At 62.1% G+C, this 25244-nt stretch carries 26 protein-coding genes; 4 read left to right on the top strand and 22 right to left on the bottom strand.

Annotation, left to right across the window (positions count from 1 at the left end):
• Nucleotides 1-90: 90 nt before the first annotated feature.
• The 3 genes from xseA (at nucleotide 91) to leuA (ending at nucleotide 4429) form a co-directional block, all read left to right on the top strand.
• Nucleotides 91-1470 (top strand): exodeoxyribonuclease VII large subunit, encoded by a 1380-nt coding sequence (xseA, locus tag AC515T_RS04990; protein ID WP_496531643.1) that lies wholly within the window; start codon nucleotides 91-93, stop codon nucleotides 1468-1470.
• 3 nt (nucleotides 1471-1473) lie between these two features.
• Nucleotides 1474-2295 (top strand): peptidoglycan DD-metalloendopeptidase family protein, encoded by an 822-nt coding sequence (locus AC515T_RS04985; RefSeq protein ID WP_496531642.1) that lies wholly within the window; start codon nucleotides 1474-1476, stop codon nucleotides 2293-2295.
• Nucleotides 2296-2749: 454 nt separating this feature from the next.
• Entirely contained in the window at nucleotides 2750-4429 is a 1680-nt protein-coding gene (leuA, locus tag AC515T_RS04980; RefSeq protein WP_496531641.1) for a 2-isopropylmalate synthase, read from the top strand.
• A 181-nt stretch (nucleotides 4430-4610) separates the two neighbouring features.
• On the opposite strand, the gene AC515T_RS04975 is transcribed toward leuA, so the two are convergent.
• The 22 genes from AC515T_RS04975 to trmJ form a co-directional block, all read right to left on the bottom strand.
• Entirely contained in the window at nucleotides 4611-5027 is a 417-nt protein-coding gene (locus tag AC515T_RS04975; protein WP_496531640.1) for a hypothetical protein, read from the bottom strand.
• A gap of 63 nt (nucleotides 5028-5090) precedes the next feature.
• The gene (locus AC515T_RS04970; RefSeq protein WP_496531639.1) at nucleotides 5091-5885 is read right to left on the bottom strand and encodes an amidohydrolase; all 795 of its coding nucleotides are present in this window, start codon (nucleotides 5883-5885) and stop codon (nucleotides 5091-5093) included.
• Nucleotides 5873-7021 (bottom strand): pyridoxal phosphate-dependent aminotransferase, encoded by a 1149-nt coding sequence (locus tag AC515T_RS04965; protein WP_496531638.1) that lies wholly within the window; start codon nucleotides 7019-7021, stop codon nucleotides 5873-5875. Before AC515T_RS04965 ends, AC515T_RS04970 begins: the two co-directional genes overlap by 13 nt.
• 269 nt (nucleotides 7022-7290) lie before the next feature.
• On the bottom strand, nucleotides 7291-8763 hold the full coding sequence (gene der / locus AC515T_RS04960) for a ribosome biogenesis GTPase Der (RefSeq protein WP_058542534.1): 1473 nt from the start codon (nucleotides 8761-8763) through the stop codon (nucleotides 7291-7293).
• A gap of 200 nt (nucleotides 8764-8963) precedes the next feature.
• Nucleotides 8964-10115, bottom strand: a complete 1152-nt coding sequence (gene bamB, locus AC515T_RS04955; protein WP_496531637.1) for an outer membrane protein assembly factor BamB — start codon at nucleotides 10113-10115, stop codon at nucleotides 8964-8966.
• Nucleotides 10108-10749, bottom strand: coding sequence for a YfgM family protein (locus AC515T_RS04950; RefSeq protein ID WP_063322849.1), 642 nt, complete (start codon nucleotides 10747-10749; stop codon nucleotides 10108-10110). The genes bamB and AC515T_RS04950 overlap by 8 nt, the downstream gene beginning before the upstream one ends.
• 40 nt (nucleotides 10750-10789) lie before the next feature.
• On the bottom strand, nucleotides 10790-12079 hold the full coding sequence (gene hisS, locus AC515T_RS04945) for a histidine--tRNA ligase (RefSeq protein ID WP_496531636.1): 1290 nt from the start codon (nucleotides 12077-12079) through the stop codon (nucleotides 10790-10792).
• A 22-nt stretch (nucleotides 12080-12101) separates the two neighbouring features.
• Nucleotides 12102-13211: a flavodoxin-dependent (E)-4-hydroxy-3-methylbut-2-enyl-diphosphate synthase gene (gene ispG / locus AC515T_RS04940; RefSeq protein WP_003185136.1), complete on the bottom strand. Its 1110-nt coding sequence runs from the start codon at nucleotides 13209-13211 to the stop codon at nucleotides 12102-12104.
• A 3-nt stretch (nucleotides 13212-13214) separates the two neighbouring features.
• Nucleotides 13215-14237: a RodZ domain-containing protein gene (locus AC515T_RS04935; RefSeq protein ID WP_496531635.1), complete on the bottom strand. Its 1023-nt coding sequence runs from the start codon at nucleotides 14235-14237 to the stop codon at nucleotides 13215-13217.
• Nucleotides 14237-14995 (bottom strand): type IV pilus biogenesis/stability protein PilW, encoded by a 759-nt coding sequence (gene pilW / locus AC515T_RS04930; protein WP_072408090.1) that lies wholly within the window; start codon nucleotides 14993-14995, stop codon nucleotides 14237-14239. Before pilW ends, AC515T_RS04935 begins: the two co-directional genes overlap by 1 nt.
• Before the next feature lie 12 nt (nucleotides 14996-15007).
• Entirely contained in the window at nucleotides 15008-16156 is a 1149-nt protein-coding gene (rlmN, locus tag AC515T_RS04925) for a dual-specificity RNA methyltransferase RlmN (RefSeq protein WP_053118626.1), read from the bottom strand.
• Between the two features lie 28 nt (nucleotides 16157-16184).
• The gene (gene ndk / locus AC515T_RS04920) at nucleotides 16185-16610 is read right to left on the bottom strand and encodes a nucleoside-diphosphate kinase (protein WP_042727994.1); all 426 of its coding nucleotides are present in this window, start codon (nucleotides 16608-16610) and stop codon (nucleotides 16185-16187) included.
• Nucleotides 16611-16698: 88 nt separating this feature from the next.
• A complete protein-coding gene (iscX, locus tag AC515T_RS04915) occupies nucleotides 16699-16899 on the bottom strand; it encodes a Fe-S cluster assembly protein IscX (RefSeq protein WP_109753617.1) in 201 nt (66 codons plus the stop codon).
• Nucleotides 16900-16912: 13 nt separating this feature from the next.
• Entirely contained in the window at nucleotides 16913-17254 is a 342-nt protein-coding gene (gene fdx / locus AC515T_RS04910) for an ISC system 2Fe-2S type ferredoxin (protein WP_018611575.1), read from the bottom strand.
• A gap of 3 nt (nucleotides 17255-17257) precedes the next feature.
• Nucleotides 17258-19120 (bottom strand): Fe-S protein assembly chaperone HscA, encoded by a 1863-nt coding sequence (gene hscA, locus AC515T_RS04905; protein ID WP_496531634.1) that lies wholly within the window; start codon nucleotides 19118-19120, stop codon nucleotides 17258-17260.
• Nucleotides 19121-19170: 50 nt separating this feature from the next.
• Nucleotides 19171-19692 carry a co-chaperone HscB gene (gene hscB, locus AC515T_RS04900; protein ID WP_250964535.1) on the bottom strand — a complete coding sequence of 174 codons (522 nt, stop codon included), beginning with the start codon at nucleotides 19690-19692 and terminating at the stop codon, nucleotides 19171-19173.
• Nucleotides 19693-19700: 8 nt separating this feature from the next.
• Nucleotides 19701-20024 carry an iron-sulfur cluster assembly protein IscA gene (gene iscA / locus AC515T_RS04895; RefSeq protein ID WP_122568811.1) on the bottom strand — a complete coding sequence of 108 codons (324 nt, stop codon included), beginning with the start codon at nucleotides 20022-20024 and terminating at the stop codon, nucleotides 19701-19703.
• Nucleotides 20025-20048: 24 nt separating this feature from the next.
• Nucleotides 20049-20435: a Fe-S cluster assembly scaffold IscU gene (gene iscU, locus AC515T_RS04890; protein ID WP_003185157.1), complete on the bottom strand. Its 387-nt coding sequence runs from the start codon at nucleotides 20433-20435 to the stop codon at nucleotides 20049-20051.
• Nucleotides 20436-20478: 43 nt separating this feature from the next.
• Nucleotides 20479-21693: an IscS subfamily cysteine desulfurase gene (locus AC515T_RS04885; RefSeq protein ID WP_496531633.1), complete on the bottom strand. Its 1215-nt coding sequence runs from the start codon at nucleotides 21691-21693 to the stop codon at nucleotides 20479-20481.
• A 50-nt stretch (nucleotides 21694-21743) separates the two neighbouring features.
• On the bottom strand, nucleotides 21744-22235 hold the full coding sequence (gene iscR / locus AC515T_RS04880) for a Fe-S cluster assembly transcriptional regulator IscR (RefSeq protein ID WP_003185160.1): 492 nt from the start codon (nucleotides 22233-22235) through the stop codon (nucleotides 21744-21746).
• Nucleotides 22236-22503: 268 nt separating this feature from the next.
• Nucleotides 22504-23280 carry a serine O-acetyltransferase gene (cysE, locus tag AC515T_RS04875; protein WP_092165673.1) on the bottom strand — a complete coding sequence of 259 codons (777 nt, stop codon included), beginning with the start codon at nucleotides 23278-23280 and terminating at the stop codon, nucleotides 22504-22506.
• A 1-nt stretch (nucleotide 23281) separates the two neighbouring features.
• A complete protein-coding gene (trmJ, locus tag AC515T_RS04870; RefSeq protein WP_003185164.1) occupies nucleotides 23282-24052 on the bottom strand; it encodes a tRNA (cytosine(32)/uridine(32)-2'-O)-methyltransferase TrmJ in 771 nt (256 codons plus the stop codon).
• A gap of 144 nt (nucleotides 24053-24196) precedes the next feature.
• Between trmJ and suhB the strand changes: the two genes are divergently transcribed.
• Nucleotides 24197-25015: a type III secretion system regulator SuhB gene (gene suhB, locus AC515T_RS04865; RefSeq protein WP_003185165.1), complete on the top strand. Its 819-nt coding sequence runs from the start codon at nucleotides 24197-24199 to the stop codon at nucleotides 25013-25015.
• Nucleotides 25016-25244: the final 229 nt, after the last annotated feature.

Raw genomic sequence — 25244 nt, 5'->3', positions numbered from 1 at the left:
GGGAGCGAGCCTGCTCGCGATGCAGACAACTCGGTCTGATTTGTCTGCACACATGGAGATTCACCGGCGAATGCCCTTATCATGCCGCCCATGATTAAAGATCCCTTTGCCCGACTGGGCCTGGACCGCGAGGTCCTGACTGTCAGCCAGCTCAACGGCCGTGCGCGGGTGTTGCTTGAAGACGTGTTCAGCAACATCTGGGTCGAGGGCGAAATCTCCAACCTCGCCCGTCCGGCCTCCGGCCACGTGTATTTCACCCTCAAGGACAGCGGCGCCCAGGTGCGTTGCGCGCTGTTCCGGCAGAATGCCGCGCGGGTGCGCCAGGCCCTAAAGGATGGCCTGGCGGTGAAAGTGCGCGGCAAGGTCTCGCTGTTCGAAGGCCGTGGCGACTATCAATTGATCCTCGACACCGTGGAGCCGGCCGGCGATGGCGCCCTGCGCCTGGCCTTCGATGCCTTGAAGGAAAAACTCAGCGCCGAAGGCCTGTTCAGTGCCGAGCGCAAGGTGCCGTTGCCGGCCCACCCGCAACGCATCGGCATCATCAGTTCGCCCACCGGCGCGGTGATCCGCGACATCATCAGCGTGTTCCGCCGCCGCGCGCCGCAGATATCCCTGACCTTGATTCCCACCGCCGTGCAAGGCCGCGAAGCCACCGCGCAAATCGTCCGCGCCCTGAAACTGGCCGATGCCCGCGGTTTCGATGCACTGATCCTGGCCCGAGGCGGCGGTTCGCTGGAAGACTTGTGGTGCTTCAACGAAGAAGCCGTGGCCCGGGCGGTGGACGCCTGCATCACGCCAATCGTCAGCGCCGTAGGCCATGAAACCGACGTGTCCATCAGCGATTTCGTCGCCGACGTCCGCGCCCCGACCCCGTCCGCCGCCGCCGAACTGCTGGCGCCGGATGCCGGCGACCTGGTGCGTCGGGTCGAAAGCCTGCATCGCCGGCTGGTGATGCGCATGCGCGACCGGTTGATGCGCGACCAATTGCGCCTCGAAGGCCTCACCCGGCGCCTGCGTCATCCCGGCGAACGCCTGCGCCAGCAAGCCCAGCGCCTCGACGACCTGGACATGCGCATGCGCCGGGCGTTCGAACGCAGCCTCAACACCCGTCGCGAACGGCTGATCCGCCTGGAAACCCGCCTGGCCGGGCAACACCCGGGCCGACAACTGGCCATGCTGCGCCAACGCCTGGACAGCCTGGCCGAACGCCTGCCCCGGGCCATGCGCGAAGGGCTCAAGGCACGGCGCGTGCAATTGCACAACCAGATGCAAACGCTGCACATCGTCAGCCCCCTGGCGACCCTCGGCCGGGGCTACAGCATTTTGCTCGACGAACGCGGCCAGGCGATCCGCAGCGCCGGGCAAACCCAGACCGGCCAGCGCCTGACCGCCAAGCTCGGCGAAGGCGAACTGCTGGTGCGGGTCGAAGACAATCACCTGACGCCGGTCACCCTTTCTTTACTGGATTGATTCATGCCGCGATATCTCGCCCCATTGCTCTTGCTGTGCCTGACCTTCAATGCCCACGCCGACAGCTACATCACCCGCCTGTTGAACAAACCGGTGCCCGGCGGCGTGGCCGTGGTGGACCTGGGCAGCGCGGCCCAGGCCCCCAAAGCCACCTACCAAGGCAAACCGGTGCTGGTGGTCAAGGAACAACAAAACTGGCTGGCGATTGTCGGCATCCCGCTGACGGTCCAGCCCGGCACCCAGCAGATCAGCAGCGGCGGCAGCACCCAGCCGTTCGTGGTCGGCTACAAGAAGTACCCCGAACAACACATCACCCTGAAGAACAAACGCCAGGTCAATCCGAACCCGGCGGACCTCAAGCGCATCGACGCCGAGCTGGCGGTGCAACTGAAGGCCTACCGCAGCTTCAGCCCGAACATCCCCAGCAACCTGTTGTTGGACAAACCGGTCAACGGCCCGCTGTCGAGCAAGTTCGGCGTGCGCCGCTTCTTCAACGGCGAAGAGCGCAACCCCCACGCCGGCCTGGACTTCGCAGTGCCCGCCGGCACGCCGATCAAGACCCCGGCCGCCGGCAAAGTGATCCTCACCGGCAATTACTTCTTCAATGGCAACACCGTGTTCGTCGACCACGGCCAGGGCTTCATCAGCATGTTCTGCCACATGTCGAAGATCGACGTGAAGGTCGGCCAGCAACTGGCCCGGGGCACGGTGGTGGGCAAGGTCGGCGCCACCGGCCGCGCGACGGGGCCGCATATGCACTGGAACGTCAGCTTGAACGATGCGCGGGTGGATCCGGCGATTTTCATCGGGGCGTTTCAGCCCTGAGTGCTGTGGTGGGACCACTGGCCTCATCGCGAGCAAGCTCGCTCCCACATGGGTATTTCGGCGCACTCAAAAACGCCGCTACACCTGTGGGAGCGAGCTTGCTCGCGATGGCGGCAGCCGCATCGCCACCCTCCTGTGAATTGCCAAGCCCAAAACATCGACGCAATTTCCAATATAAACACTTCAAATATGCGCGATTAAATCTCGCAAACCCGCGCAAAAGCAGAACTTATCTCAATTTTTCCCGACTGCTTGCGATCCGCCCTTCACGCGGTTAGGGTTGAGGGCATGAAAACCTCTCACACCCTCATCCAGCTTCGCCAGCACCGCAGCCTGTGCCTCGTCAGCGCACGACTGCCGGGCTGAATCGCGGCACCTCGTCCCGGCTGTGAAGCCCCCCATTCGAACCACCGGCAGGCCGCCTTTTTCCGGCCACGACAATAAGGATTGCCCCATGAGCATGCTCAAAGACCCGTCTTCCAAATACCGCGCCTTCCCGACCATCAACCTGCCGGATCGCACCTGGCCGTCGAAGACCATCACCGCCGCGCCGATCTGGTGCAGCTCCGACCTGCGCGACGGCAACCAGTCGCTGATCGAGCCGATGGATGCGGTCAAGAAGCTGCGCTTCTGGAAAACCCTGGTCGCGGTGGGCGTGAAGGAAATCGAAGCCTCGTTCCCGGCCGCTTCCCAGACCGACTTCGACTTCGTGCGCACCCTCATCGAAGAAGGCCACATCCCGGACGACACCACCATCCAGGTGCTGACCCAGGCCCGTGAAGACCTGATCGCCCGTACGTTCGAGTCCCTGCGTGGCGCGAAGAAAGCCATCGTCCACCTGTACAACGCTACCTGCCCGTCGTTCCGCCGCATCGTGTTCAACCAGGACAAGGAAGGCGTGAAGGAAATCGCGGTGAACGCGGCCAAGCTGTTCGTCAAATACGCCGCGCAGCAGCCGGAAACCCAATGGCAGTTCGAATACTCGCCAGAGACGTTCAGCGCCACTGAGCTGGAGTTCGCCAAGGAAGTCTGCGACGCCGTGATCGAAGTCTGGAACCCGACGCCCGAGCGCAAGGTGATCCTCAACCTGCCCGCCACCGTGGAAGTCGCCACCCCGAACATCTACGCCGACCAGATCGAGTGGTTCCACCGCAACATCACCCGTCGTGACAGCGTACTCATCAGCCTGCACACCCACAACGACCGTGGCACCGGCGTGGCCGCCACCGAGCTGGGCCTGATGGCCGGTGCCGACCGCGTCGAAGGCTGCCTGTTCGGCAACGGCGAACGCACCGGTAACGTCGACCTGGTGACCGTGGCGCTGAACCTCTACACCCAGGGCATCAACCCTGAGCTGGACTTCTCCGACATCGACGGCGTGCGCAAAGTGGTCGAGGAATGCAACCAGATCCCGGTGCACCCACGCCATCCGTACGTCGGTGACCTGGTTCACACCGCGTTCTCCGGTTCGCACCAGGACGCGATCCGCAAGGGCTTCGCCCAGCAGAAATCGGACGGACTGTGGGAAGTGCCGTACCTGCCGATCGACCCGGCCGACATCGGCCGCAGCTACGAGGCGGTGATTCGCGTCAACAGCCAGTCGGGCAAGGGCGGCATCGCTTACCTGCTGGAGCAGGAATACGGCATCAGCCTGCCGCGTCGCATGCAGATCGAGTTCAGCCAGGTGGTACAGCGCGAAACCGATCGCCTGGGGCTGGAAATGACCGCCCAGCAGATCCACGCCCTGCTGCAGCGTGAATACCTGCAAGCCAACACCCCGTACGCGCTGGTCAGCCATCGCCTGCAAGAGGAAAACGGCAACAGCGCCGTGGAAGTGGAAGTGGCGAGCAAGGGCCAGGGCGAGACCAACCTGCATTGGCGTGGCAGAGGCAACGGCGCCCTGGAAGCGCTGGTGGCCGGCCTGCCGATTCCGGTGGAGATCATGGACTACAACGAACACGCCATCGGCGCCGGCACCAACGCCAAGGCGGCGGCGTACATCGAACTGCGAGTCAACGGCGAGCGTGCGGTGCATGGCGTGGGTATCGATGAGAACATCACCACGGCCAGCTTCAAGGCGCTGTTCAGCGCGCTGAACCGTTCGCTGAGCCAGCCGGAGGCCAAGGCGGCCTGATCCACCGATGAAATGCAAAAGGCCCCGGGGTGTGAACCCTGGGGCCTTTTTGTTTGGCGGGTGGTTTTGTGGTGCCTGTCAGGGCCTCATCGCGAGCAAGCTCGCTCCCACACGGATCGACATGATGCAACCTGTGGGAGCGAGCTTGCTCGCGATGGCCGCCTGTCAGGCAACCAAAATCTCAGGCATGGGTATCGATCGAGACAGTCATCGCCTGCAATAGCGCGGCCTGCAAGGTTTGCAAAGTCGCTTGGGTCGCCATGATCTGGGTTTGAATCGCCATGGTTTCCTGGGCCTTCTGCTCCTGATCGGCCCGGCTTTTCTGGACGCGGGCCAGTTGGGCTTGCTGTTCGGCCAGTAACTTCTCGGTCCGCTCGATCTGCTTCTTCAGCTGTTCGATGACATTGCTGCCGTTGCTACCGCCCACGCCAGCGATATTCGCGCCGCTGGTGTCGACTTTCAGTTTCTTGTCTTTGTCTTCGCTGCTGTCAGTCGATGCCACTGGACTGACAGCTTTCTCTTCTTCAGCCCCACGAATGGAGACTTTAGGGGCTGACAATGGATAAGGATTTACGGTGGTTGCGCTGATGCTGGTCATAGGGACTTCTCCTTGGCTGACCGGTTATCGGCACGCAACACCGTTCCTTGAGGCTGAATCGTTTCAATTTGTGAATTCGAAGCGATCGGCATCCAGGTTCGCTGGAAAGCGCGTGCGATAGGCCGCCAGGTCCGCCGCCTTCAAACACACCGTGAACACACCATCCGCGTCACCGGCGCTGAGCAAGGTTTCACCCTGGAAATCCAGCACCTGACTGTCACCGGTGTAGGCGAAGCCCTTGCCATCGGTGCCGACGCGGTTGACCGCCGCCACGTAGCACAGGTTCTCGATCGCCCGGGCCGGCAGCAACCGGTTCCAGTGCATGCGCCGCGCTCCGGGCCAGTTGGCGGTGTACAGCAGCAGGTCGGTGTCCTCGGCGTCGCGGCTCCACACCGGAAAGCGCAGGTCGTAGCAAATCAGCGGACGAATTCGCCAGCCCTTGAGCTCGAACAGCACCTGTCGCTCACCCGGCGTGTAGTGGTTGTGCTCGCCGGCCATGCGAAACAGGTGGCGCTTGTCGTAATGCAGTACATCACCGTCCGGTCGGGCCCACAGCAGGCGATTACGGTGACTGCCGTCAGCGGCCTGGATGATCACACTGCCGGTGATGACCGCGCCCAGCTTTGCCGCCTGGGCCTTGAGCCATTGACGCGTCGGGCCGTTTTCCGGCTCCGCCAGGGTTTCGGACTCCATGGAAAAACCCGTGGTGAACATTTCCGGAAGGATGATCAGGTCAGCCCCGCGCGCCTGCTCCAGCAGCGCATCGAAATGTTCCAGGTTGGCCTCGCGGTCGTGCCAGGCCAGGGTGGTCTGGACCAGGGCAATGTCGAGGTCCGGCAACGCGCTCAAATCACGCATAGTTTTTCCGCCGCTTCGCGCAGCGTCTCCTCGCGTTTGGCAAAGCACAGGCGTACCAGGCGCTGGCCTTGGGGTGGGTCCTGGTAGAACACCGAGATCGGAATCGTCGCCACGCCATGCTCGCGGGTCATCCACATCGCCATGTCGACGTCATTCAGGTCCGGGCGAATCCGCGAATAATCCACCAACTGGAAATACGTGCCGGTCACGCGCTTGAAGCTGAACCGCGACGGGGTGAGCAGATCGCAGAACAGGTCGCGCTTGGCCTGGTAGAAGTCCGGCAGTTCATCGACGTGTTCCGGACGCTCGGCCATGTAGTCGGCCAGGGCGTACTGCAACGGTGTCACCCCACAAAAGCTGACGTACTGGTGCACCTTGCGCAGCTCCGCCGTCAGGGCCGCTGGCGCCACCACGTAGCCGGTTTTCCAGCCGGTGACGTGGTAGGTCTTGCCGAACGAGCTGACCACGAAGGCGCGGCGGTACAGTTCTTCATGGGCCAGGACACTGGCGTGGGCAACACCGTCGAACACCAGGTGTTCGTAGACCTCGTCGCTGACCAGATAGATATCACGGTCGCGAATCAGCGCCGCCAATTGATCCAGCTCGGCGCGGCTGATCAGGGCGCCGCTGGGGTTGTGCGGCGAGTTGAGGATGATCATGCGCGTACGCGGGCTCAGGGCTTCGCCGAGCTTCTCGAAATCGATGGCGAAGTCATCCAGGCCCAATGGCACGTGCACGCAACGGCCACCGGCCAATTGCACGGAAGGCTCGTAGCTGTCGTAGCTTGGGTCGAAGACGATCACTTCGTCACCGCTGTGGACCACCGCCGCGATGGCACAGAAAATCGCCTGGGTCGCGCCAGGGGTCACGGTGACTTCCTGATCGGCATCGACGTTGGCGCCGTAGCAGCGGGCGATCTTCGCCGCGATCTGCTGGCGCAGCGCCGGCAGGCCGGTCATCGGTGAGTACTGGTTATGACCTTGGGCAATGTGCCGGCCGACCGCATCGCGCAGGGCCTGCGGGCCATCGAAATCGGGAAAGCCCTGGGACAGGTTCAACGCCCCCGTCTGCGCGGCGAGCTGGGACATCTGGGTGAAAATCGTGATGCCGACGTTCGGCAACTTGCTGGTGATCATCGGGGCTCCCTGGGTCTGCACCCGGCTCAGGCGCGGCGCGGGAGAGGTCGAGGATAGCCCAATCGCCGGGCATGAAAAAGGGTGCCACACAGGGCACCCTTCTTATGTCGCCGAACAACCGTGGCGAGGGAGCTTGCTCCCGCTGGGTTGCGAAGCAACCCCAAGATGCACCTGGCGCAGTGGTGCGTCAGACATGACCCCGGGGGCTGCTGCGCAGCCCAGCGGGAGCAAGCTCCCTCGCCACAAAAGCGGTCTTGGGAAGGCCTGGATCAGCGCTTGTCGCGGCGCTTCTTGTCGGCCTTCTTGTGGTGCGACATCAAGCGGCGCTTCTTGTTGACCTGGCGGTCGGTGAGCGTGTTCTTGTTGCCTTCGTACGGGTTCTCGCCGCCCTTGAACTCGATGCGGATCGGCGTGCCGACCAGCTTCAGGACGCGACGGTAGGTGTTCTCCAGGTAGCGGACATACGACTTGGGCACCTTCTCGATCTGGTTACCGTGGATCACGATAATCGGCGGGTTGGCACCACCCAAGTGAGCGTAGCGCAGCTTGATCCGACGGTTGTTGACCATCGGTGGCGCGTGCTCGCCTACCGCATCTTCGAGGATCTGGGTCAGGCGGTTGGTCGGCCAGCGGGTGACCGCCGACTTGAACGAGTTCTGCACCGAAGCGTAGAGGTTGCCCACGCCCGTGCCGTGCAGGGCCGAGATGAAGTGGATGTCGGCGAAGTCGACGAAGAACAGCCGGCGCTGCAATTCGACCTTGACGAAATCCCGCTCGCTCGGCGTCATGCCGTCCCACTTGTTGATCGCGATGACCAACGCACGACCGGCTTCCAGGGCGAAGCCCAGCAGGTTCAGGTCGTGATCGACCACGCCTTCGCGGGCGTCCATCACGAAGATCACCACGTTGGCGTCTTTGATCGCCTGCAGGGTCTTGACCACGGAGAACTTTTCAACTTCTTCGTGGATCTTGCCGCGCTTGCGCACACCGGCGGTGTCGATCAGCGTGTACTTCTCTTCGTTACGCTCGAAGGGAATGTAGATGCTGTCGCGGGTGGTGCCGGGCTGGTCGTAGACGATGACCCGGTCTTCACCGAGCATACGGTTGACCAGTGTCGACTTGCCCACGTTGGGGCGGCCGATGATCGCGATCTTGATCCCGTCTTTTTCGCTCGGGCCCGGAATGCGCTTGGCTTCCTCGCCTTCGGCAACGATCTCTTCCTCGCCCTCTTCCGGTTCTTCTTCGTCGTCCTTGGGGAAACTCTCCAGGGCGATTTCCAGCATCTGGGTGATGCCACGCCCGTGGGCGCCGGCGATCGGGATCGCCTGGCCCATGCCCAACGGTGCGAACTCGGCGCGGGCCATGTCCGGGTCGATGTTGTCGACCTTGTTGGCGACCACGTAGGAACGCTTGTTACGCTTGCGCAAATGCTCGGCGATCATCTGGTCGGCGGCGGTGAAACCGGCCTTGGCGTCTACCAGGAACAGCACCACATCGGCTTCTTCGATGGCGAGCAGCGACTGCTCGGCCATTTTTTCGTCCATGCCATGTTCATCACCGGAGATGCCGCCGGTGTCGACCAGAATATAGGTACGCCCTTGCCACTTGGCCTCACCGTATTGGCGATCACGGGTCAGACCGGACAAGTCGCCGACAATGGCGTCGCGAGTCCTGGTCAGGCGGTTGAACAAGGTGGACTTGCCGACGTTCGGTCGGCCCACCAGGGCGATTACGGGAACCATGCGGCTCTCCACTTCGTTATTTCAGAAAATACAAAAGCCGCTGCGAGGCAGCGGCTGGTGCTCGGGGGCCATTCTGTAGGAGCGAGCTTGCTCGCGATAGCGGTAGTCCACTGACATGAATGTCGACTGATCCACCGCTTTCGCGAGCAAGCCCGCTCCCACATGAATGAAGCCGCTTGGGAATTAACCCAAGCATAGTCTTACTTGATGGTCAGGGCTTCCAGTTTGCCGCTGTTGCCATACACATAAATCATGTTGCCCGCCACCAGCGGACGGGCACGCAGGCCGTCGCTGTCGATGCGCTCACGGCCGACGAAACGACCGTCCACCTGGCTGAGCAGGTGCAGGTAACCTTCCAGGTCACCCACTGCGATGTAGCTGGAGAACACTTCCGGAGCCGACAGTTGACGGCGGGCCAGGGAGTCGTTGCTCCACAAAGCGGTGGTGGAACGCTCGTCAACGCCTTCGACGGTGCCCGAGGACAGGCTCACGTAGACGCTGCCAAAGCCCTGGGCGACACCGGCATAGCTGGACGCATCGCGCTGCCACAGCGGACGACCGCTTTCCAGGTCCAGTGCCGCCACGCGGCCCTGGTAGCTGGCGACGTACAGCGTACCGCCGGACAGCAGCAAGCCGCCGTCGATGTCGACCACACGCTCCAGTTCCGAACGACCTTGCGGGATCGCTACGCGCTGTTCCCACACCGGCACGCCGTTGGAAATATCCAGGGCCACCACTTTACCGGTCGACAAGCCAGCCACCGCCAGGCGGTTGGTGACGATCGGTGCGCTGGTGCCACGCAGGGTCAGTACCGCCGGGGTGCTGTCGTACAACCAGCGCTGGTTGCCGGTAGCAGCATCCAGGCCGATCAGGCGGTCGTCCTGGGTCTGGACGACCACCACGTCACCGTTGGTGGCTGGCGGTGCGAGCACTTCGCTGGTCACGCGGGCGCGCCATTTCTCTTCGCCGCTGCTCGCGTCCAGGGCGACGATCTCGCCCTTGAGCGTGCCGATCATGACCAGGCCGTAACCCACGCCAACGGCGCCGGAAACAGGCAGTTCAAGATCCTTTTCCCATTTGACGTCGCCGTTGGCGCGGTCCATCGCCATCACCACACCGGTGACGTCGCCAGCATAGATGGTGTCGCCATCGATGGCCGGCACCAGCATGTTGTAGGTTTCACCCTGGCCATCGCCGATGGAACGGCTCCACTGCTTCTGCAACACGACTTCTTCTTTGAAATCGGTCAGTTCGGCTGGCGGCAGTTCTTTCTTGCTGTTGCTGCTGCAACCCGCGGCCAGAATGGCCAGGGCCAGCAATGCTGCATGTTTCCAACGGATCACGTCACGCATCCCCTTTGGCCAGGTCGTCCAGCTTGATTTGCAGGCCACCGACTGCGGCTTCATCCGACAGCGCAGCCTTGGCTTTTTGGTAGGCCGCATGGGCCTCATCGGCACGGCCCAGCTGTACCAGCAGGTCGCCCTTGAGTTCTTCGCGGGTCGCCAGGAATGCCTTGTCGGCATCACCGTCGAGCAGCTTCAACGCCTCTTCGGCCTTGTTCTGTGCCGCCAGCACCTGTGCCAGGCGCTGACGCGCCACTTCGCCCAGGGTCGGGTTGGCCGGTTTGTCGACGATACCTTTGAGCTCGGTGGCCGCGTCGTCCAGCTTGCCGCTGTCCACCGCGACCTTGGCCACGAACAGGCGACCGTACTGGGCGTAGGCAGTGCCGCCGAATTCCTTGTCCAGCTTGCCGGCCAGGTCCGCTACGCGGGCCGCGTCAGGCTTGCCGTCCGGGGTCAGGGTGGTTTCCAGCAATTGCTGGTAGAGCACCGAGGCGCCTTGCGACTGGTTGCTCTGGTATTTCTGGTAGGCCTGCCAGCCGAACACGATGACCAGCGCCAACAGGCCGCCAGTGACCAGCGGCTTGCCGTTGCGCGTCCACCAGTCCTTCAAATCCGCCAGCTGTTCATCTTCGGTACTCGACACCCCAATACTCCTTAATCGCTAAATCGGCTGTTTGACAGCTTCAACCCTGCACGACGCAGGTGGCCAGGTGTGCAGCAAGCGCATCCCAGGCAATGCTTTGTTGTTCGCCCTGGCCACGCAGGGGTTTGAAACCTACCACTTGTTGGGCCAGTTCGTCGTCACCGAGGATCAATGCGTAAAGCGCACCGCTCTTGTCGGCCTTCTTGAATTGGCTCTTGAAGCTGCCAGCGCCGGCGTTGATCTGCAGGCGCAGGTTGGGCAACTGGTCGCGGATCCGCTCGCTCAACGACAAGGCGGCCAGTTCGGCGGCCTCGCCAAAGGCGCACAGATAGACGTCGACCTGACGGGACAGCGCTTCCGGCACCTTGTCCAAGGCTTCCAGCATCAGCACCAGGCGCTCGATGCCCATGGCAAAGCCCACGCCCGGGGTCGGCTTGCCGCCCATCTGCTCCACCAGCCCGTCGTAGCGGCCACCGGCACACACGGTGCCCTGGGCGCCGAGCTTGTCGGTGACCCACTCGAAGACGGTCTTGCTGTAGTAATCCAGGCCGCGCACCAGCTTGGGGTTGATCACGTAAGGAATGCCCACGGCGTCCAGGCGGGCCTTCAGCCCTTCGAAGTGCGCACGGGATTCGTCGTCGAGGTAGTCGGCCATTTTCGGCGCGTCGGCCAGGACCGCTTGGGTGTCGGCATTCTTGGTGTCGAGCACGCGCAGTGGATTGGTCTTCAGACGGCGCTGGCTGTCTTCGTCGAGCTTGTCCAGGTGGGCGGAAAGAAACTCCACCAACGCCTCACGGTAGCGGCCACGGGACTCGCTGGTGCCCAGGCTGTTGAGTTCGAGCTTGACCGCGTCACGCAGCCCCAGCTCACCCCACAGGCGCCAGGTCATGACAATCAGCTCGGCGTCGATGTCCGGGCCGTCGAGGTTGAACACTTCCAGGCCAATCTGGTGAAACTGGCGATAACGGCCTTTCTGCGGGCGCTCGTGACGGAACATCGGGCCGATGTACCAGAGTTTCTGCACCTGGCCGCCGCCGGTGATGCCGTGTTCGAGCACCGCACGCACGCAGGCCGCCGTGCCTTCGGGGCGCAGGGTCAGGGAGTCGCCGTTGCGGTCGTCGAAGGTGTACATCTCTTTTTCGACGATGTCGGTCACTTCACCGATGGAGCGCTTGAACAGCTCGGTGAACTCGACGATCGGCATGCGGATCTGCCGGTAACCGTAGTTATCCAGCAGGCGCGCCACGGTGCCCTCGAAATAGCGCCACAGGGGCGTCTGCTCGGGCAGGATGTCGTTCATGCCACGAATGGCTTGCAGAGACTTGCTCACGTGTATTCCTTAATCTTTCGACTTAACCGCGCGCGATAACCGCTGCGTCGGCTTCGACCTTTTCGGCCGCTTTCTGGCGAATCAGCCGTTCCAGCTCATCCACCAGATTGTCATTCGTCAGTTTCTGCGACGGCTTGCCGTCGATGTAAATCAGGTTCGGCGTACCGCCAGTCAGGCCGATATGGGCCTCCTTGGCTTCGCCCGGCCCGTTGACCACGCAACCGATCACCGCGACATCCAGCGGCACCAGCAGGTCTTCGAGGCGCCCTTCCAGTTCGTTCATGGTCTTGACCACATCGAAGTTCTGCCGCGAGCAGCTCGGGCAGGCGATGAAGTTGATGCCACGGGAACGCAGGTGCAGGGACTTGAGAATGTCGTAGCCGACTTTCACTTCCTCGACCGGGTCAGCCGCCAACGAGATGCGGATGGTATCGCCAATCCCTTCGGCGAGCAGCATACCGAGGCCGACGGCGGATTTCACCGTGCCCGAGCGCAACCCACCGGCTTCGGTGATGCCCAGGTGCAGCGGCTGGACGATTTCCTTGGCCAGCAGGCGGTAGGCTTCGACGGCCATGAACACGTCGGAGGCCTTCACGCTGACCTTGAAGTCTTGGAAATTCAGCCGCTCCAGGTGCTCGACATGGCGCAGGGCCGACTCCACCAGCGCCGCCGGGGTCGGTTCGCCGTATTTCTTTTGCAGGTCTTTTTCCAGGGAACCGGCGTTCACGCCGATGCGGATCGGGATGCCCCGGTCTCGGGCGGCATCCACCACGGCGCGTACACGGTCTTCGCGACCGATGTTGCCCGGGTTGATGCGCAGGCAATCGACGCCCAATTCGGCCACGCGCAGGGCGATGCGGTAGTCGAAGTGGATATCGGCGACCAAGGGCACCTTGACCAGTTGCTTGATCTTGCCGAACGCCTCGGCGGCGTCCATGTCCGGCACCGATACCCGCACGATGTCGACACCGGCGGCTTCCAGGCGGTTGATCTGCGCGACCGTGGCGGCCACGTCATTGGTGTCGCTGTTGGTCATGCTCTGCACAGCGATAGGCGCATCGCCGCCCACGGGCACGTTACCGACCCAGATCTTTCGGGATTCGCGACGCTTGATTGGAGATTCGCCGTGCATGACTTATTGACCCAACTTCAGGCGAGCGGTCTCGCCACTGGTGAACGGAGCGATGTCGACCGGCTGGCCGTTGTAGCTGACCTGCGCGCCACGGGCATAACCCAGGCGTACGGCGAACGGCGGCTTGCCGTTGACGGCCGTGCTGTCGCCCTTGCGCTTGAGCCCGCTGAACAGCACCTTGCCGTTGCCGTCGGTGATCTGCGTCCAGCAGTCGGCGACAAACTGGATCTGCACCTGGCCTTCACCCGCGATTGGCGCCGGGGTCGGGACCGCTGGAGCGGCCGGGGCGACAGGAGCGGTAGGCGCGGCGTGGGTGGCAGGCGCAGCCACGGTCGGCGCTGGCGTGCTCGGCGCGGCCGGTGCCGTGGCAAGCGGTGCACTGCCGGTGTTCGGGGCTGCCGGGGCCGGGGCTGGAACAGCCGGCTCGGCACCCGCCTGGGCATCGGCGTCGTCCGGGCTTTGTGGCAGCGCCAGGGCGGTTTCGCCTTCGGCCTGGCCTTCGACGACCGCCTGGTCTTCCGGCTCGTCCAGCGGATGGATCTGGGTGGTGCCGTCAGCGCCCTCGACCTCGACGTGCTCAGGGTTCATGACGACTGGCTCCTTGTTGCGCAAGGAAGCCTGGTCCTGCCACCACACAAAACCGCCACCAATCACCGCGATCAGCAGCAGCAGGCTGACGATTCGCAAAATGGTGTGGGAAACGCGAACCGGCTCCTCGATGCGTCCCAGGCTGTGCACGTTGCTGCCCTGGGCATCGGAACCGGTGTATTGATCGAATTGCTGGACCAGCACGGTCTGGTCCATGCCGAGCAATTTGGCATAGGCGCGGATGTAGCCCCGGGCGAAGGTGTGCCCAGGCAGCTTGTCGAACGCGCCCGCTTCCAGATTGCCCAGGGAAGCCACGGTAAGATTGAGCTTGAGGGCCACTTCGGCCAGCGACCAACCATTGCTTTCGCGGGCTTGACGCAGGGTCTCACCGGGATTTACGCGAGTCGCTGCTACAACTTCGGGATGCGCCGCTTTCATCATTGCTCCGACAGGTATTGCTGATATTCCGGCGTACCGGGATAGAGTCTTTTGAGTTGCAAGCCGTAACTTGCAGCTTTGTCGCGATCTTCAAACACATGTGCCAGCCGAACGCCGAGCAATAGACTACGTGCATTTTGCTCGCTCAGCAGGCTAAAACGCTCGTAGTAGTCACGCGCGGGCACATAATGCCTGTCTTCGTAGGACAACTCAGCCATTTCCAGCAGCGCCCGCGGTTGCTGGCGGTTGAGCCGCAGCGCCTTTTCCAGCTGCTGGCGGGCCAGGTCACGCTGGCCCAACTGCGCAGCCGTCATGCCGAGGTTCTCGAAAACCCGCGAACGCTCAGGGTAAAGGGTGTCGGCGGCAGCCTGCTCGAAGCGCTCGTAGGCTTCCTTGTAGCGTTTCTGCTCGAAAAGAAAGCTGCCGTAATTATTCAGGATCCGTGCATCCTGGGGCCGGCCGGACAGCGCCTTGCGAAAATGCTGGTCGGCCAGCTCCGACTCCATCTCGGCCTGGAACACCAGGGCCAGGGCCGCGTTGGCGTCCGGGTCTGAATCGTCCAGCTCCAGGGCTTTCTTGAGCGGCACCTTGGCCCGTTCGGTCATGCCCTGCTGCAGGTAGCCGATGCCCAGCTGCACATAGGCCACACGTGCCTCGTCGCGCCCTTTGCTGGTCTTCATCGGGTTGTAGTCACCCGACAGGACACAACCGGAACAAAGGCCGGCCAACAGCAAAACGAGCGCGAAGCGCAGGGACATAGAGTTCCTCTCTTAGTGACTGTTCGCAGCGTTCTGCACCGCATCGTCCGCGGCGTTCAACTCACGCACGGCAATGTAGCGTTCGCTGCGACGGGTGCGATCCAGCACCTGTCCTACCAATTGGCCACAGGCGGCGTCGATGTCTTCGCCGCGGGTGGTGCGCACGGTGACGTTGAAGCCAGCGTGGTGAAGCTGATCCTGGAAGCGACGAATCGCGTTGTTGCTCGGACGCTCGTAACCGGAATGCGGGAACGGATTGAACGGGATCAGGTTGATCTTGCACGGGATGTTCTTGAGCAGTTCGATCATCTCGACCGCGTGCTCGACCTTGTCGTTCACATCCTTGAGCAGCGTGTACTCGATGGTCAGCACGCGTTTTTCGCCCAGGGACGACATGTAGCGCTGGCACGACTCGAGCAGCATCTTAAGCGGATATTTCTTGTTGATCGGCACCAATTGGTTACGCAATGCGTCATTGGGTGCGTGCAGCGACAACGCCAGGGAAACGTCGATGTGCTTGGCCAGCTCATCGATCATCGGCACCACGCCGGAGGTGGACAGGGTCACGCGGCGCTTGGAGATGCCGTAGCCCAGGTCATCCATCATCAGGTGCATGGCGGAAACGACGTTGTCGAAGTTCAGCAGCGGCTCACCCATGCCCATCATCACCACGTTGGTGATGGCACGGTCGACGGTCGCCGGGACGCTGCCAAAGGATTTGTTGGCAATCCACACCTGACCGATCACTTCGGCGGCGGTGAGGTTGCTATTGAAGCCTTGCTTGCCGGTGGAGCAGAAACTGCAGTCCAGGGCACAGCCTGCCTGGGACGAAACGCACAAGGTGCCGCGCTTGCCCTGGGGAATGTAGACGGTCTCGACGCAGCTGCCGGACGCCACGCGCACCACCCACTTGCGGGTGCCGTCGCTGGAAATGTCCTGGCTGACCACTTCGGGGCCGCGAATCTCGGCAACAGCCTTGAGCTTTTCGCGCAGGGCCTTGCCGACATTCGTCATGGCGTCGAAGTCGTCGACGCCAAAGTGGTGAATCCATTTCATCACCTGGCCGGCACGGAAACGCTTCTCCCCGATCGAGTCGAAGAATTTCTCCATTTCCGGCTGGGTCAGGCCCAACAGGTTGGTTTTGCCGTTCGATGTAGTCATGGATTCACCTTCACTCAAAAGCCTGGGCTTAGCGAGTGGTTACTTCAGTAGCGGAGAAAAAGTAAGCGATTTCGCGAGCGGCAGCGGCTTCGGAGTCCGAACCGTGGACGGCGTTGGCGTCGATGGACTCGGCGAAGTCAGCACGGATGGTGCCGGCAGCGGCTTCTTTAGGGTTGGTAGCGCCCATCAGCTCACGGTTGCGAGCGATGGCGTTTTCGCCTTCCAGCACCTGAACAACAACCGGACCGGAAGTCATGAAGGCAACCAGCTCACCGAAGAAACCGCGCTCGCTGTGCTCAGCGTAGAAGCCTTCGGCTTCGGCTTTGGACAGTTGCTTCATTTTCGAAGCTACAACGCGCAGGCCAGCGTCTTCGAAGCGGGTAACGATCTTGCCGATCACGTTTTTAGCAACGGCGTCAGGCTTGATGATGGAGAAAGTACGTTGAACAGCCATGGTGTAACTCCAGAAACGGTAATTTGCGAAAAATTAAACCCGCGAATTATACGCGGGTTCAGGGGTATTGCCTAACCTGCCAGGTCGATCAGTCGATTTCTTCGATCCAGAGCGTCTGGACCGCTTCCAAGACCTTCTCGCCACAACGGCCAGAGGTATTGTCGAAATCGGGTAGCTCCATGATCCAGCGCTGCAAATCGACAAAATTCACAGTCAGCGGATTCACGTCCGGCTTGGCTTCGGCCAGTTCTTCTGCGATGCGTTGTACATCATTCCAACCATAGCTCATGACAGTGTCACCATCAGTGCGGCGCTTCGGCCGCATGGTTAAGCGAATATTTCGGAATTTCGACGGTCAGGTCTTCGGTGCCGACGATGGCTTGGCAGCCCAGGCGCGATTGCGCTTCCAGGCCCCAGGCCCGATCGAGGAAATCTTCCTCCAGATCGTCCGCTTCTTCCAGCGAATCGAAGCCCTCACGAATGATGCAATGGCAAGTCGTGCAAGCACAGACGCCGCCACAGGCACTTTCCATCTCGATATGGTGCTCATGGGCCAGCTCGAGAATGGAAATTCCCGGCTCAGCCTCCACGACCATGCCCTCCGGACAGAACTTCTCGTGGGGCAGAAAAATCACCTGCGGCATCAGTTATTCCTCGATTTCATTCAGGTTGCGCCCCGCCAGGGCGGCTTTCACCGTCGAGTCCAGGCGGCGGGCAGCAAAGGCGTCGGTGACTTGCGACAGACGCTTGGTCTGCTGCTCGATGGCATAGCCATCAGTGCCTTTGATCAATTCGGACAGTTCCTGCATCTGCAGCTCGATGACCATGCGTTCTTCAGCGTCGAGCAAACGGTCGCCATCGGCTTCAAGGGCACCTTGCACGGCTTCGATCAGACGCTGGGCGTCGACCTGTTGCTCGCGCAGCACCCGCGCCACCTTGTCGTCGCTGGCGTGCTGGAAGGAGTCCTTGAGCATCTTGGCGATTTCGCCGTCGGTCAGGCCGTAGGACGGTTTGACCTGGATGCTCGCCTCAACGCCCGAACCCAGTTCGCGAGCGGAAACGTTGAGCAAGCCGTCAGCATCGACCTGGAAGGTCACGCGGATCTTCGCCGCACCCGCGACCATGGCCGGGATGCCGCGCAACTCGAAGCGGGCCAGGGAACGGCAGTCGCTGATCAGTTCACGCTCGCCTTGCAGCACGTGGACCATCATGGCCGACTGGCCGTCTTTATAAGTGGTGAAGTCCTGGGCACGAGCAACCGGGATGGTGGTGTTGCGTGGAATCACCTTCTCCATCAGGCCGCCCATGGTTTCCAGCCCCAGGGACAACGGAATCACGTCGAGCAACAGCAGCTCGCCGCCGTCACGCTTGTTGCCGGCCAGGGTATCGGCCTGGATCGCGGCGCCGATGGCCACCACCTGGTCCGGGTCGATTTCGGTCAGCGGCTGGCGGCCAAAGGCCTCGGCAACGGCTTCGCGAACCCGAGGCACACGGGTCGAACCACCGACCATGACCACGGCTTTCACATCTTCAAGCTCGACGCCGGAATCGCGCACGGCACGGCGGCAGGCCTTGAGGCTGCGGGCGACCATGGGTTCGATCAGGGCGTCGAAGGCTTCGCGGGTCAGCGAGGCTTTCCACTCGCCATAGGCGACTTCAACGGTGGCGGCGTCGGTCAAGGCTTCCTTGGCGGCGCAGGCGGTTTGCAGCAGATGGCGTTGCGCACCCGGGTCGAGGTCAGCGGACAGGCCCGCCTGCTCGATGATCCAGCCGGCGATGGCGTGGTCGAAGTCATCGCCGCCCAGGGCACTGTCGCCACCGGTGGCCAGGACTTCGAAGACACCACCGGTCAGGCGCAGGATCGAAATATCGAATGTACCGCCGCCCAGGTCGTAGATGGCGACAAGGCCTTCGGCATGCTGGTCCAGGCCATACGCGACCGCCGCTGCGGTCGGCTCGTTGAGCAGGCGCAGCACGTTCAGGCCCGCGAGCTTGGCGGCGTCCTTGGTGGCTTGACGCTGGGCGTCGTCGAAATAGGCCGGAACAGTGATGACCGCCCCCACCAGCTCACCGCCCAACGCCGCTTCGGCACGCTGGCGCAGGACCTTGAGGATGTCGGCGGAAACCTCGACTGGGCTTTTCGGGCCCTGCACGGTGTCGATGAACGGCATGTGGGATTCGCCACCGACGAAGCGGTACGGCAGCTGGTCGCCCAATTGCTTGACGTCGGACAGACCACGACCCATCAAGCGCTTGACCGAGACAATGGTGTTCAGAGGGTCGGTGGCGGCGGCCAGCTTGGCCGACTCGCCCACTTCGACGCGGTCGGCGTGATAACGCACGGCGGACGGCAGGATCACCCGCCCCTGCTCGTCGGCCAGCGGTTCGGAAAGACCGCTGCGCAAGGCAGCGACCAGGGAATTGGTAGTACCCAAGTCGATCCCCACAGCCAGGCGACGCTGGTGCGGTTGTGGACTTTGGCCGGGTTCGGCGATCTGCAGTAGGGCCATCGTAATCAGGACTTATCTGTAATCAGGCGTGCGACCGGAGCGGCACTGGGTTAATCGTCGAGGCGCTCTTCTAGCTGGCGCACTTCGTAGGTGAGCTTGTCGAGGAACTGCATGCGCCGCATCAGGCGTTCGGCCTGTTCGCGTTGCGCGGCATCGTTCCAGCAGGCTGCGAAGCTGTCGTTCAGTGTTTGCTGGGCGTCTTTCAAGCGCCGCTTGAATACCGCGACACCGGCCAGGTCGGCGCTGTCCTGCAGGTCCTCGAGCTCTTCGCGCCACTGCATCTGCTGCAAAAGAAACTCGGGGTCGTGGACCGTGACCTCCAGCGGCAACTCATGGCCGCTGATGGCGAGCAGGTAACGCGCGCGCTTGGCCGGGTGCTTGAGCGTCTGGTAAGCCTCGTTGAGGTTCGCCGACTGCTCGAGCGCCCGCCGCTGCTCCGCCTCGGAGGCATCGGCAAAGCGGTCGGGATGGACGCCACGGGCCAGCTCGAGGTAACGCGCGGACAACTGCTCGAGATCCAGCTGGAACGCAGGCTGCATCTGGAACAACGCAAAATGACAAGGAGTACCCACAAGCCGCCTCAGATGTTGAAGCTTTCGCCGCAGCCACATTCACCGCGCACGTTGGGGTTGTTGAACTTGAAGCCTTCGTTCAACCCTTCCTTGACGAAATCCAGTTCGGTGCCGTCCAGGTACGTCAGGCTTTTCGGGTCGATGATCACTTTCTGACCATGACTTTCGAATACCTGATCGTCTTCGCCCACTTCGTCGACGAATTCCAGCACATAGGCAAGGCCAGAGCAGCCCGTGGTGCGAACACCCAGGCGGATACCCTCGCCCTTGCCGCGCCCCGCGAGGGAGCGCTGGATATGCTTAGCTGCCGCTTCTGTCATCTGGATAGCCATGGAAACTCCTTACCGTAACGCGGATCAGATCAAGCCTTTCTTCTGCTTGTAATCACGAACGGCGGCCTTGATGGCGTCTTCGGCGAGTACCGAGCAGTGGATCTTCACTGGCGGCAGAGCCAGTTCTTCGGCCAGTTGGGTGTTCTTGATGGTTTCGGCTTCATCAAGGGTCTTGCCCTTCATCCACTCGGTGGCCAGGGAGCTGGACGCAATGGCCGAACCGCAGCCATAGGTCTTGAACTTGGCGTCTTCGATGATGCCTTGCTCGTTGACCTTGATTTGCAGGCGCATGACGTCGCCGCACGCCGGGGCGCCGACCATGCCGGTGCCGACATCAGGATCCTGCGCGTCCATCTTGCCGACGTTGCGCGGGTTCTCGTAGTGGTCGATGACCTTTTCGCTATATGCCATTTGCTTCAATCCTCATCAGTGAGTCGCTCTGGTGGCGACTTCTTCAGTGCGCCGCCCACTCGATTTTCGAAATGTCGACGCCGTCTTTGTACATGTCCCACAGCGGCGACAGAGCGCGCAGCTTGGTAACGGCCTCGCAGACTTTCTGCGCGGCGTAATCGATTTCTTCTTCGGTGGTGAAACGGCCGAAGGTGAAGCGAATGGAACTGTGGGCCAGTTCGTCGTTGCGGCCCAGGGCGCGCAGCACATACGAAGGCTCCAGGGACGCCGAGGTGCACGCCGAACCGGACGACACAGCCAGATCCTTGAGCGCCATGATCAGCGACTCGCCTTCAACGTAGTTGAAGCTCAGGTTCAGGTTGTGCGGTACGCGGGCGGTCATGCTGCCGTTGACGTAGAGTTCTTCGAGGTGCTCGACCTGCTTGTAGAAGCGGTCGCTCAGGGCCTTGATGCGTACATTCTCGGCCGCCATGTCTTCCTTGGCGACGCGGAAGGCTTCGCCCATGCCGACGATCTGGTGGGTCGCCAGGGTACCGGAACGCATGCCACGCTCGTGGCCGCCGCCGTGCATGGTCGCTTCGAGGCGAACACGCGGCTTGCGGCTGACGTACAGGGCGCCGATGCCTTTAGGGCCGTAGGTCTTGTGGGCGGAGAACGACATCAGGTCGACTTTCAGCTTGGACAGGTCGATGTCGACCTTGCCGGTGGACTGCGCGCCGTCGACGTGGAACAGGACGCCCTTGGAGCGGGTCAGTTCGCCGATGGCCGCGATGTCGTTGACGGTGCCGATCTCGTTGTTCACGTGCATGATCGAGACCAGGATGGTGTCGTCGCGCAGGGCGGCTTCGACCATGGCCGGGGTGATGATGCCGTCTTCGCCGGGCTCGATGTAGGTGACTTCGAAGCCTTCACGCTCCAGTTGGCGCATGGTGTCCAGGACAGCCTTGTGCTCGATCTTGGAGGTGATCAGGTGCTTGCCCTTGGTGTGGTAGAAATGCGCGACACCCTTGATTGCCAGGTTGTCGGATTCGGTGGCACCGGAGGTCCAGACGATTTCACGTGGGTCGGCATTGACCAGATCAGCGACCTGGCGGCGGGCGTTTTCGACCGACTCTTCGGCTTTCCAGCCAAACACGTGGGAACGGGACGCCGGGTTGCCGAAGTTTCCGTCGACCAGCAAGCACTCACTCATTTTTTGCGCAACACGCGGATCAACCGGGGTGGTCGCAGAGTAATCAAGGTAAATCGGCAATTTCATGGACTTTCTCCTAAATCAGGCTGGCTGGCGTTCCGCGTGCTCTGCGGCGGTCATTCGACGGCGGACGCTTCAATCTTGTCCAGGTGCGGCGCCTTGCTGTTGCAACGGCGCTGGTCCTGACGCTGGGCTACTTCCTGCACCTCACGGCGAGTTACAAGGTCAGCCAAGCTGATACCGCTTAGAAATTCGTGAATCTGCAGGCTGAGGTCGCACCACAAGTGGTGGGTCAGGCAAGTATCGCCGCCATGGCAGTCGCCAAGGCCCTGGCATTTGGTCGCATCGACCGATTCGTTCACCGCATCGATCACCTGGGCGACCTGGATGCCTTGCATGTCGCGCGACAGCTGGTAGCCGCCGCCGGGGCCGCGAACACTGGAAACCAGGTTGCTGCGGCGCAGCTTGGCGAACAGCTGTTCAAGGTAAGACAGGGAAATGCCCTGGCGCTCGGAGATATCGGCCAGGGACACCGGCCCGTGCTGCGCGTGCAATGCCAGATCCAGCATTGCGGTCACGGCGTATCGGCCTTTTGTAGTCAGTCGCATGGACAATTACCACGGAGTTCGGAATGGGGACGAGTATGCAATTCCCGAGTATTTAAGTCAAGTATAAGACCTAGTGCTTTACTCAGGTTTACCCGCGAAAGAGCGCGCGCATGATAGCAAAGGCTGGTCGGCGGCGACCAGTGATACCGCGTTATCGTTCATCGCGAGCAAGCTCGCTCCCACAAGGGTTCTTTGGTGGCTGCGCAATTTGCGTACACCACAGGTTCCCTGTGGGAGCGAGCTTGCTCGCGATGGGGCCAGCAGGGCTTCAGCTGGCCTGGCTCTCATCCTTGTCCTTCACACACGCGAAATCTTCCTCGCGCAGCTCAGGCAGGTCCTTGGCACAGTAATTACTGCCCAGGTCTTTCAGGGCGCCGCACATCCCCTCCAGGCGCCCATCGACGGCCTGCAGGTGATCGAGCAACTGGTTGATGGCGCGGGCGACCGGGTCGGGCATGTCTTCGCCAACACCGTAGGCGTCGAAGCCGATCTTCTCGGCCATGGCCTTGCGACGGGCATCCTGCTCCTCATCGGACTTGACGATGATCCGCCCCGGAATCCCCACCACGGTCGCTCCGGGCGGCACGGCCTTGGTCACCACGGCGTTGGAGCCGACTTTCGCCCCCGCCCCCACCGTGAACGGCCCAAGCACCTTGGCGCCGGCACCGACCACCACGCCGTCTTCCAGAGTTGGGTGGCGCTTGCCTTTGTTCCAGCTGGTGCCGCCGAGGGTCACGCCCTGGTACAGGGTCACGTCGTCGCCGATCTCGGCGGTTTCACCGATGACGATGCCCATGCCGTGGTCGATGAAGAACCGACGGCCGACCTTGGCACCCGGGTGGATCTCGATCCCGGTCAGCCAGCGGCCGAAGTTCGAGACCAGCCGCGCCAGCCACTTCCAGCCCATGTTCCACAAGGCACCGGACAGGCGATGGATCCAGATGGCGTGCATGCCCGGGTAGCAGGTCAGCACTTCAAAGGCATTGCGCGCCGCCGGGTCACGATGGAAAACACTTTGGATATCTTCACGCAAACGTTCGAACATTTTATTTCTTCCGCTTAATCAGCTCGCCACGGGCCGCCTTCTGGGTTTCCGTGAGGATGCCGCGCAATATATTCATCTCCGCCCGGCTGACCGAGCTTCGTCCGTACAACCGACGCAGGCGCGCCATCAAGTGTCGCGGTTTTTCCGGGTCGAGGAATTCGATGTCCACCAGGGTCTGCTCCAGGTGTTCAAAGAATCGTTCCAGCTCGTCCATGGTCGCCAGTGTCTCACTGCGCGGCGACGTGACCTCGGTTTTTTCGACTTTGCTGGGCTTGCCTTCGGCCGCCAGCCAAGCCATGCGCACTTCATAACTCAACACCTGCACCGCCGCCCCCAGGTTCAAGGAACTGAACTCGGGGTCGGAAGGGATATGCACGTGAAAGTGACATCGCTGCAGCTCGTCGTTGGTCAGGCCGGAGTCTTCACGGCCGAACACCAGGGCGATTTCAAAGCCTTGCGCGGCCTCCTCGACCACTTTGGTGCCGCATTCGCGGGGGTCCAGCAGCGGCCAGGGGATACGCCGGTCGCGGGCGCTGGTGCCGAGCACCAGGTTGCAACCCACCAGGGCGTCTTCCAACGTGGCGACGACTTGGGCGTTGGCGAGGATGTCACCGGCGCCGGAGGCCCGAGCGTCGGCTTCGTGATGGGGAAACAAGCGCGGCTCGACCAGCACCAGGCGCGACAGGCCCATGTTCTTCATGGCCCGCGCAGCTCCGCCGATGTTACCCGGATGGCTGGTATTGACCAGGACGACACGAATGTTCTGCAACAAGGGAGGCGCTCTCGAACACGATAAAGGGAGCAAATCTTACATAAGCACCTACCGTTAAGCTATGAAAGCGAACACCAACCTTCTCCTCGGAAAACTTTCTGATAGAATGCGCGGCTTTCTTTAACAACCTTAGGTGACACATCCATGCAGCCCATGCTGAATATCGCGCTGCGCGCCGCCCGCAGCGCCAGTGAACTGATCTTCCGCTCCATCGAGCGCCTGGATACCATCAAGGTCGATGAAAAAGACGCCAAGGACTACGTGTCCGAGGTGGATCGCGCCGCCGAGCAAAAGATCGTCGACGCCCTGCGCAAGGCTTACCCGAACCACTCCATCCTCGGTGAAGAGACCGGCATGCACGCCGGTACCGGCATCGAAGGCGAAGAGTACCTGTGGATCATCGATCCACTGGACGGCACCACCAACTTCCTGCGCGGTATTCCTCACTTCGCTGTCAGCATCGCCTGCAAATACCGTGGCCGCCTGGAACACGCCGTTGTGCTGGACCCGGTTCGCCAGGAAGAATTCACCGCCAGCCGTGGCCGTGGCGCCCAACTGAACGGTCGTCGCCTGCGCGTCAGCGGCCGCACCAGCCTGGATGGCGCCCTGCTGGGTACCGGCTTCCCGTTCCGGGATGACCAGATGGACAACCTGGACAACTACCTGGGCATGTTCCGCGCCCTGGTCGGCCAGACCGCCGGCATCCGCCGCGCCGGCGCTGCGAGCCTGGACCTGGCTTATGTGGCCGCTGGCCGTTTCGATGCGTTCTGGGAGTCGGGCCTGTCCGAGTGGGACATGGCAGCGGGCGCCCTGTTGATCCAGGAAGCCGGTGGTCTGGTGAGCGACTTCACTGGCGGCCACGATTTCCTTGAGAAAGGTCACATCGTTGCTGGCAACACCAAATGCTTCAAGGCCGTGCTGACGGCTATCCAGCCGCACTTGCCGGCTTCGTTGAAGCGTTAAGCAACCGGCTACAGAAAAGCACCCTTCGGGGTGCTTTTTTTATGCCTGTTTCACACCCTCGACTCAGATGTGAACACGCCGTGGCGAGGGAGCTTGCTCCCGCTGGGCTGCGCAGCAGACCCAAGATCTTGCGGTCGCTGCGCAACCGAGCGGGAGCAAGCTCCCTCGCCACAATGGATGACACCTGAGCATGGATGCAGGCTGAACCACCGCTATCGCGAGCAAGCTC

It is taken from the genome of Pseudomonas sp. FSO-7, from assembly GCF_059579345.1.
This window is presented reverse-complemented; position numbering and strand designations above follow the sequence as displayed.

Excerpts from the sequence above, each read along its gene's own strand:
- hscA (WP_496531634.1), bottom strand. The coding sequence starts at position 19,120 with ATGGCCCTACTGCAGATCGCCGAACCCGGCCAAAGTCCACAACCGCAC.
- AC515T_RS04985 (WP_496531642.1), top strand. The coding sequence starts at position 1,474 with ATGCCGCGATATCTCGCCCCATTGCTCTTGCTGTGCCTGACCTTCAAT.
- iscU (WP_003185157.1), bottom strand. The coding sequence starts at position 20,435 with ATGGCATATAGCGAAAAGGTCATCGACCACTACGAGAACCCGCGCAAC.
- ndk (WP_042727994.1), bottom strand. The coding sequence starts at position 16,610 with ATGGCTGTTCAACGTACTTTCTCCATCATCAAGCCTGACGCCGTTGCT.
- suhB (WP_003185165.1), top strand. The coding sequence starts at position 24,197 with ATGCAGCCCATGCTGAATATCGCGCTGCGCGCCGCCCGCAGCGCCAGT.
- ispG (WP_003185136.1), bottom strand. The coding sequence starts at position 13,211 with ATGCACGGCGAATCTCCAATCAAGCGTCGCGAATCCCGAAAGATCTGG.
- der (WP_058542534.1), bottom strand. The coding sequence starts at position 8,763 with ATGGTTCCCGTAATCGCCCTGGTGGGCCGACCGAACGTCGGCAAGTCC.
- iscA (WP_122568811.1), bottom strand. The coding sequence starts at position 20,024 with ATGGCTATCCAGATGACAGAAGCGGCAGCTAAGCATATCCAGCGCTCC.
- cysE (WP_092165673.1), bottom strand. The coding sequence starts at position 23,280 with ATGTTCGAACGTTTGCGTGAAGATATCCAAAGTGTTTTCCATCGTGAC.
- AC515T_RS04885 (WP_496531633.1), bottom strand. The coding sequence starts at position 21,693 with ATGAAATTGCCGATTTACCTTGATTACTCTGCGACCACCCCGGTTGAT.
- pilW (WP_072408090.1), bottom strand. The coding sequence starts at position 14,995 with ATGTCCCTGCGCTTCGCGCTCGTTTTGCTGTTGGCCGGCCTTTGTTCC.
- iscX (WP_109753617.1), bottom strand. The coding sequence starts at position 16,899 with ATGAGCTATGGTTGGAATGATGTACAACGCATCGCAGAAGAACTGGCC.
- fdx (WP_018611575.1), bottom strand. The coding sequence starts at position 17,254 with ATGCCGCAGGTGATTTTTCTGCCCCACGAGAAGTTCTGTCCGGAGGGC.
- AC515T_RS04965 (WP_496531638.1), bottom strand. The coding sequence starts at position 7,021 with ATGATCACCAGCAAGTTGCCGAACGTCGGCATCACGATTTTCACCCAG.
- AC515T_RS04975 (WP_496531640.1), bottom strand. The coding sequence starts at position 5,027 with ATGACCAGCATCAGCGCAACCACCGTAAATCCTTATCCATTGTCAGCC.
- leuA (WP_496531641.1), top strand. The coding sequence starts at position 2,750 with ATGAGCATGCTCAAAGACCCGTCTTCCAAATACCGCGCCTTCCCGACC.
- AC515T_RS04970 (WP_496531639.1), bottom strand. The coding sequence starts at position 5,885 with ATGCGTGATTTGAGCGCGTTGCCGGACCTCGACATTGCCCTGGTCCAG.
- iscR (WP_003185160.1), bottom strand. The coding sequence starts at position 22,235 with ATGCGACTGACTACAAAAGGCCGATACGCCGTGACCGCAATGCTGGAT.
- rlmN (WP_053118626.1), bottom strand. The coding sequence starts at position 16,156 with ATGACTACATCGAACGGCAAAACCAACCTGTTGGGCCTGACCCAGCCG.
- bamB (WP_496531637.1), bottom strand. The coding sequence starts at position 10,115 with ATGCGTGACGTGATCCGTTGGAAACATGCAGCATTGCTGGCCCTGGCC.
- xseA (WP_496531643.1), top strand. The coding sequence starts at position 91 with ATGATTAAAGATCCCTTTGCCCGACTGGGCCTGGACCGCGAGGTCCTG.
- AC515T_RS04935 (WP_496531635.1), bottom strand. The coding sequence starts at position 14,237 with ATGAAAGCGGCGCATCCCGAAGTTGTAGCAGCGACTCGCGTAAATCCC.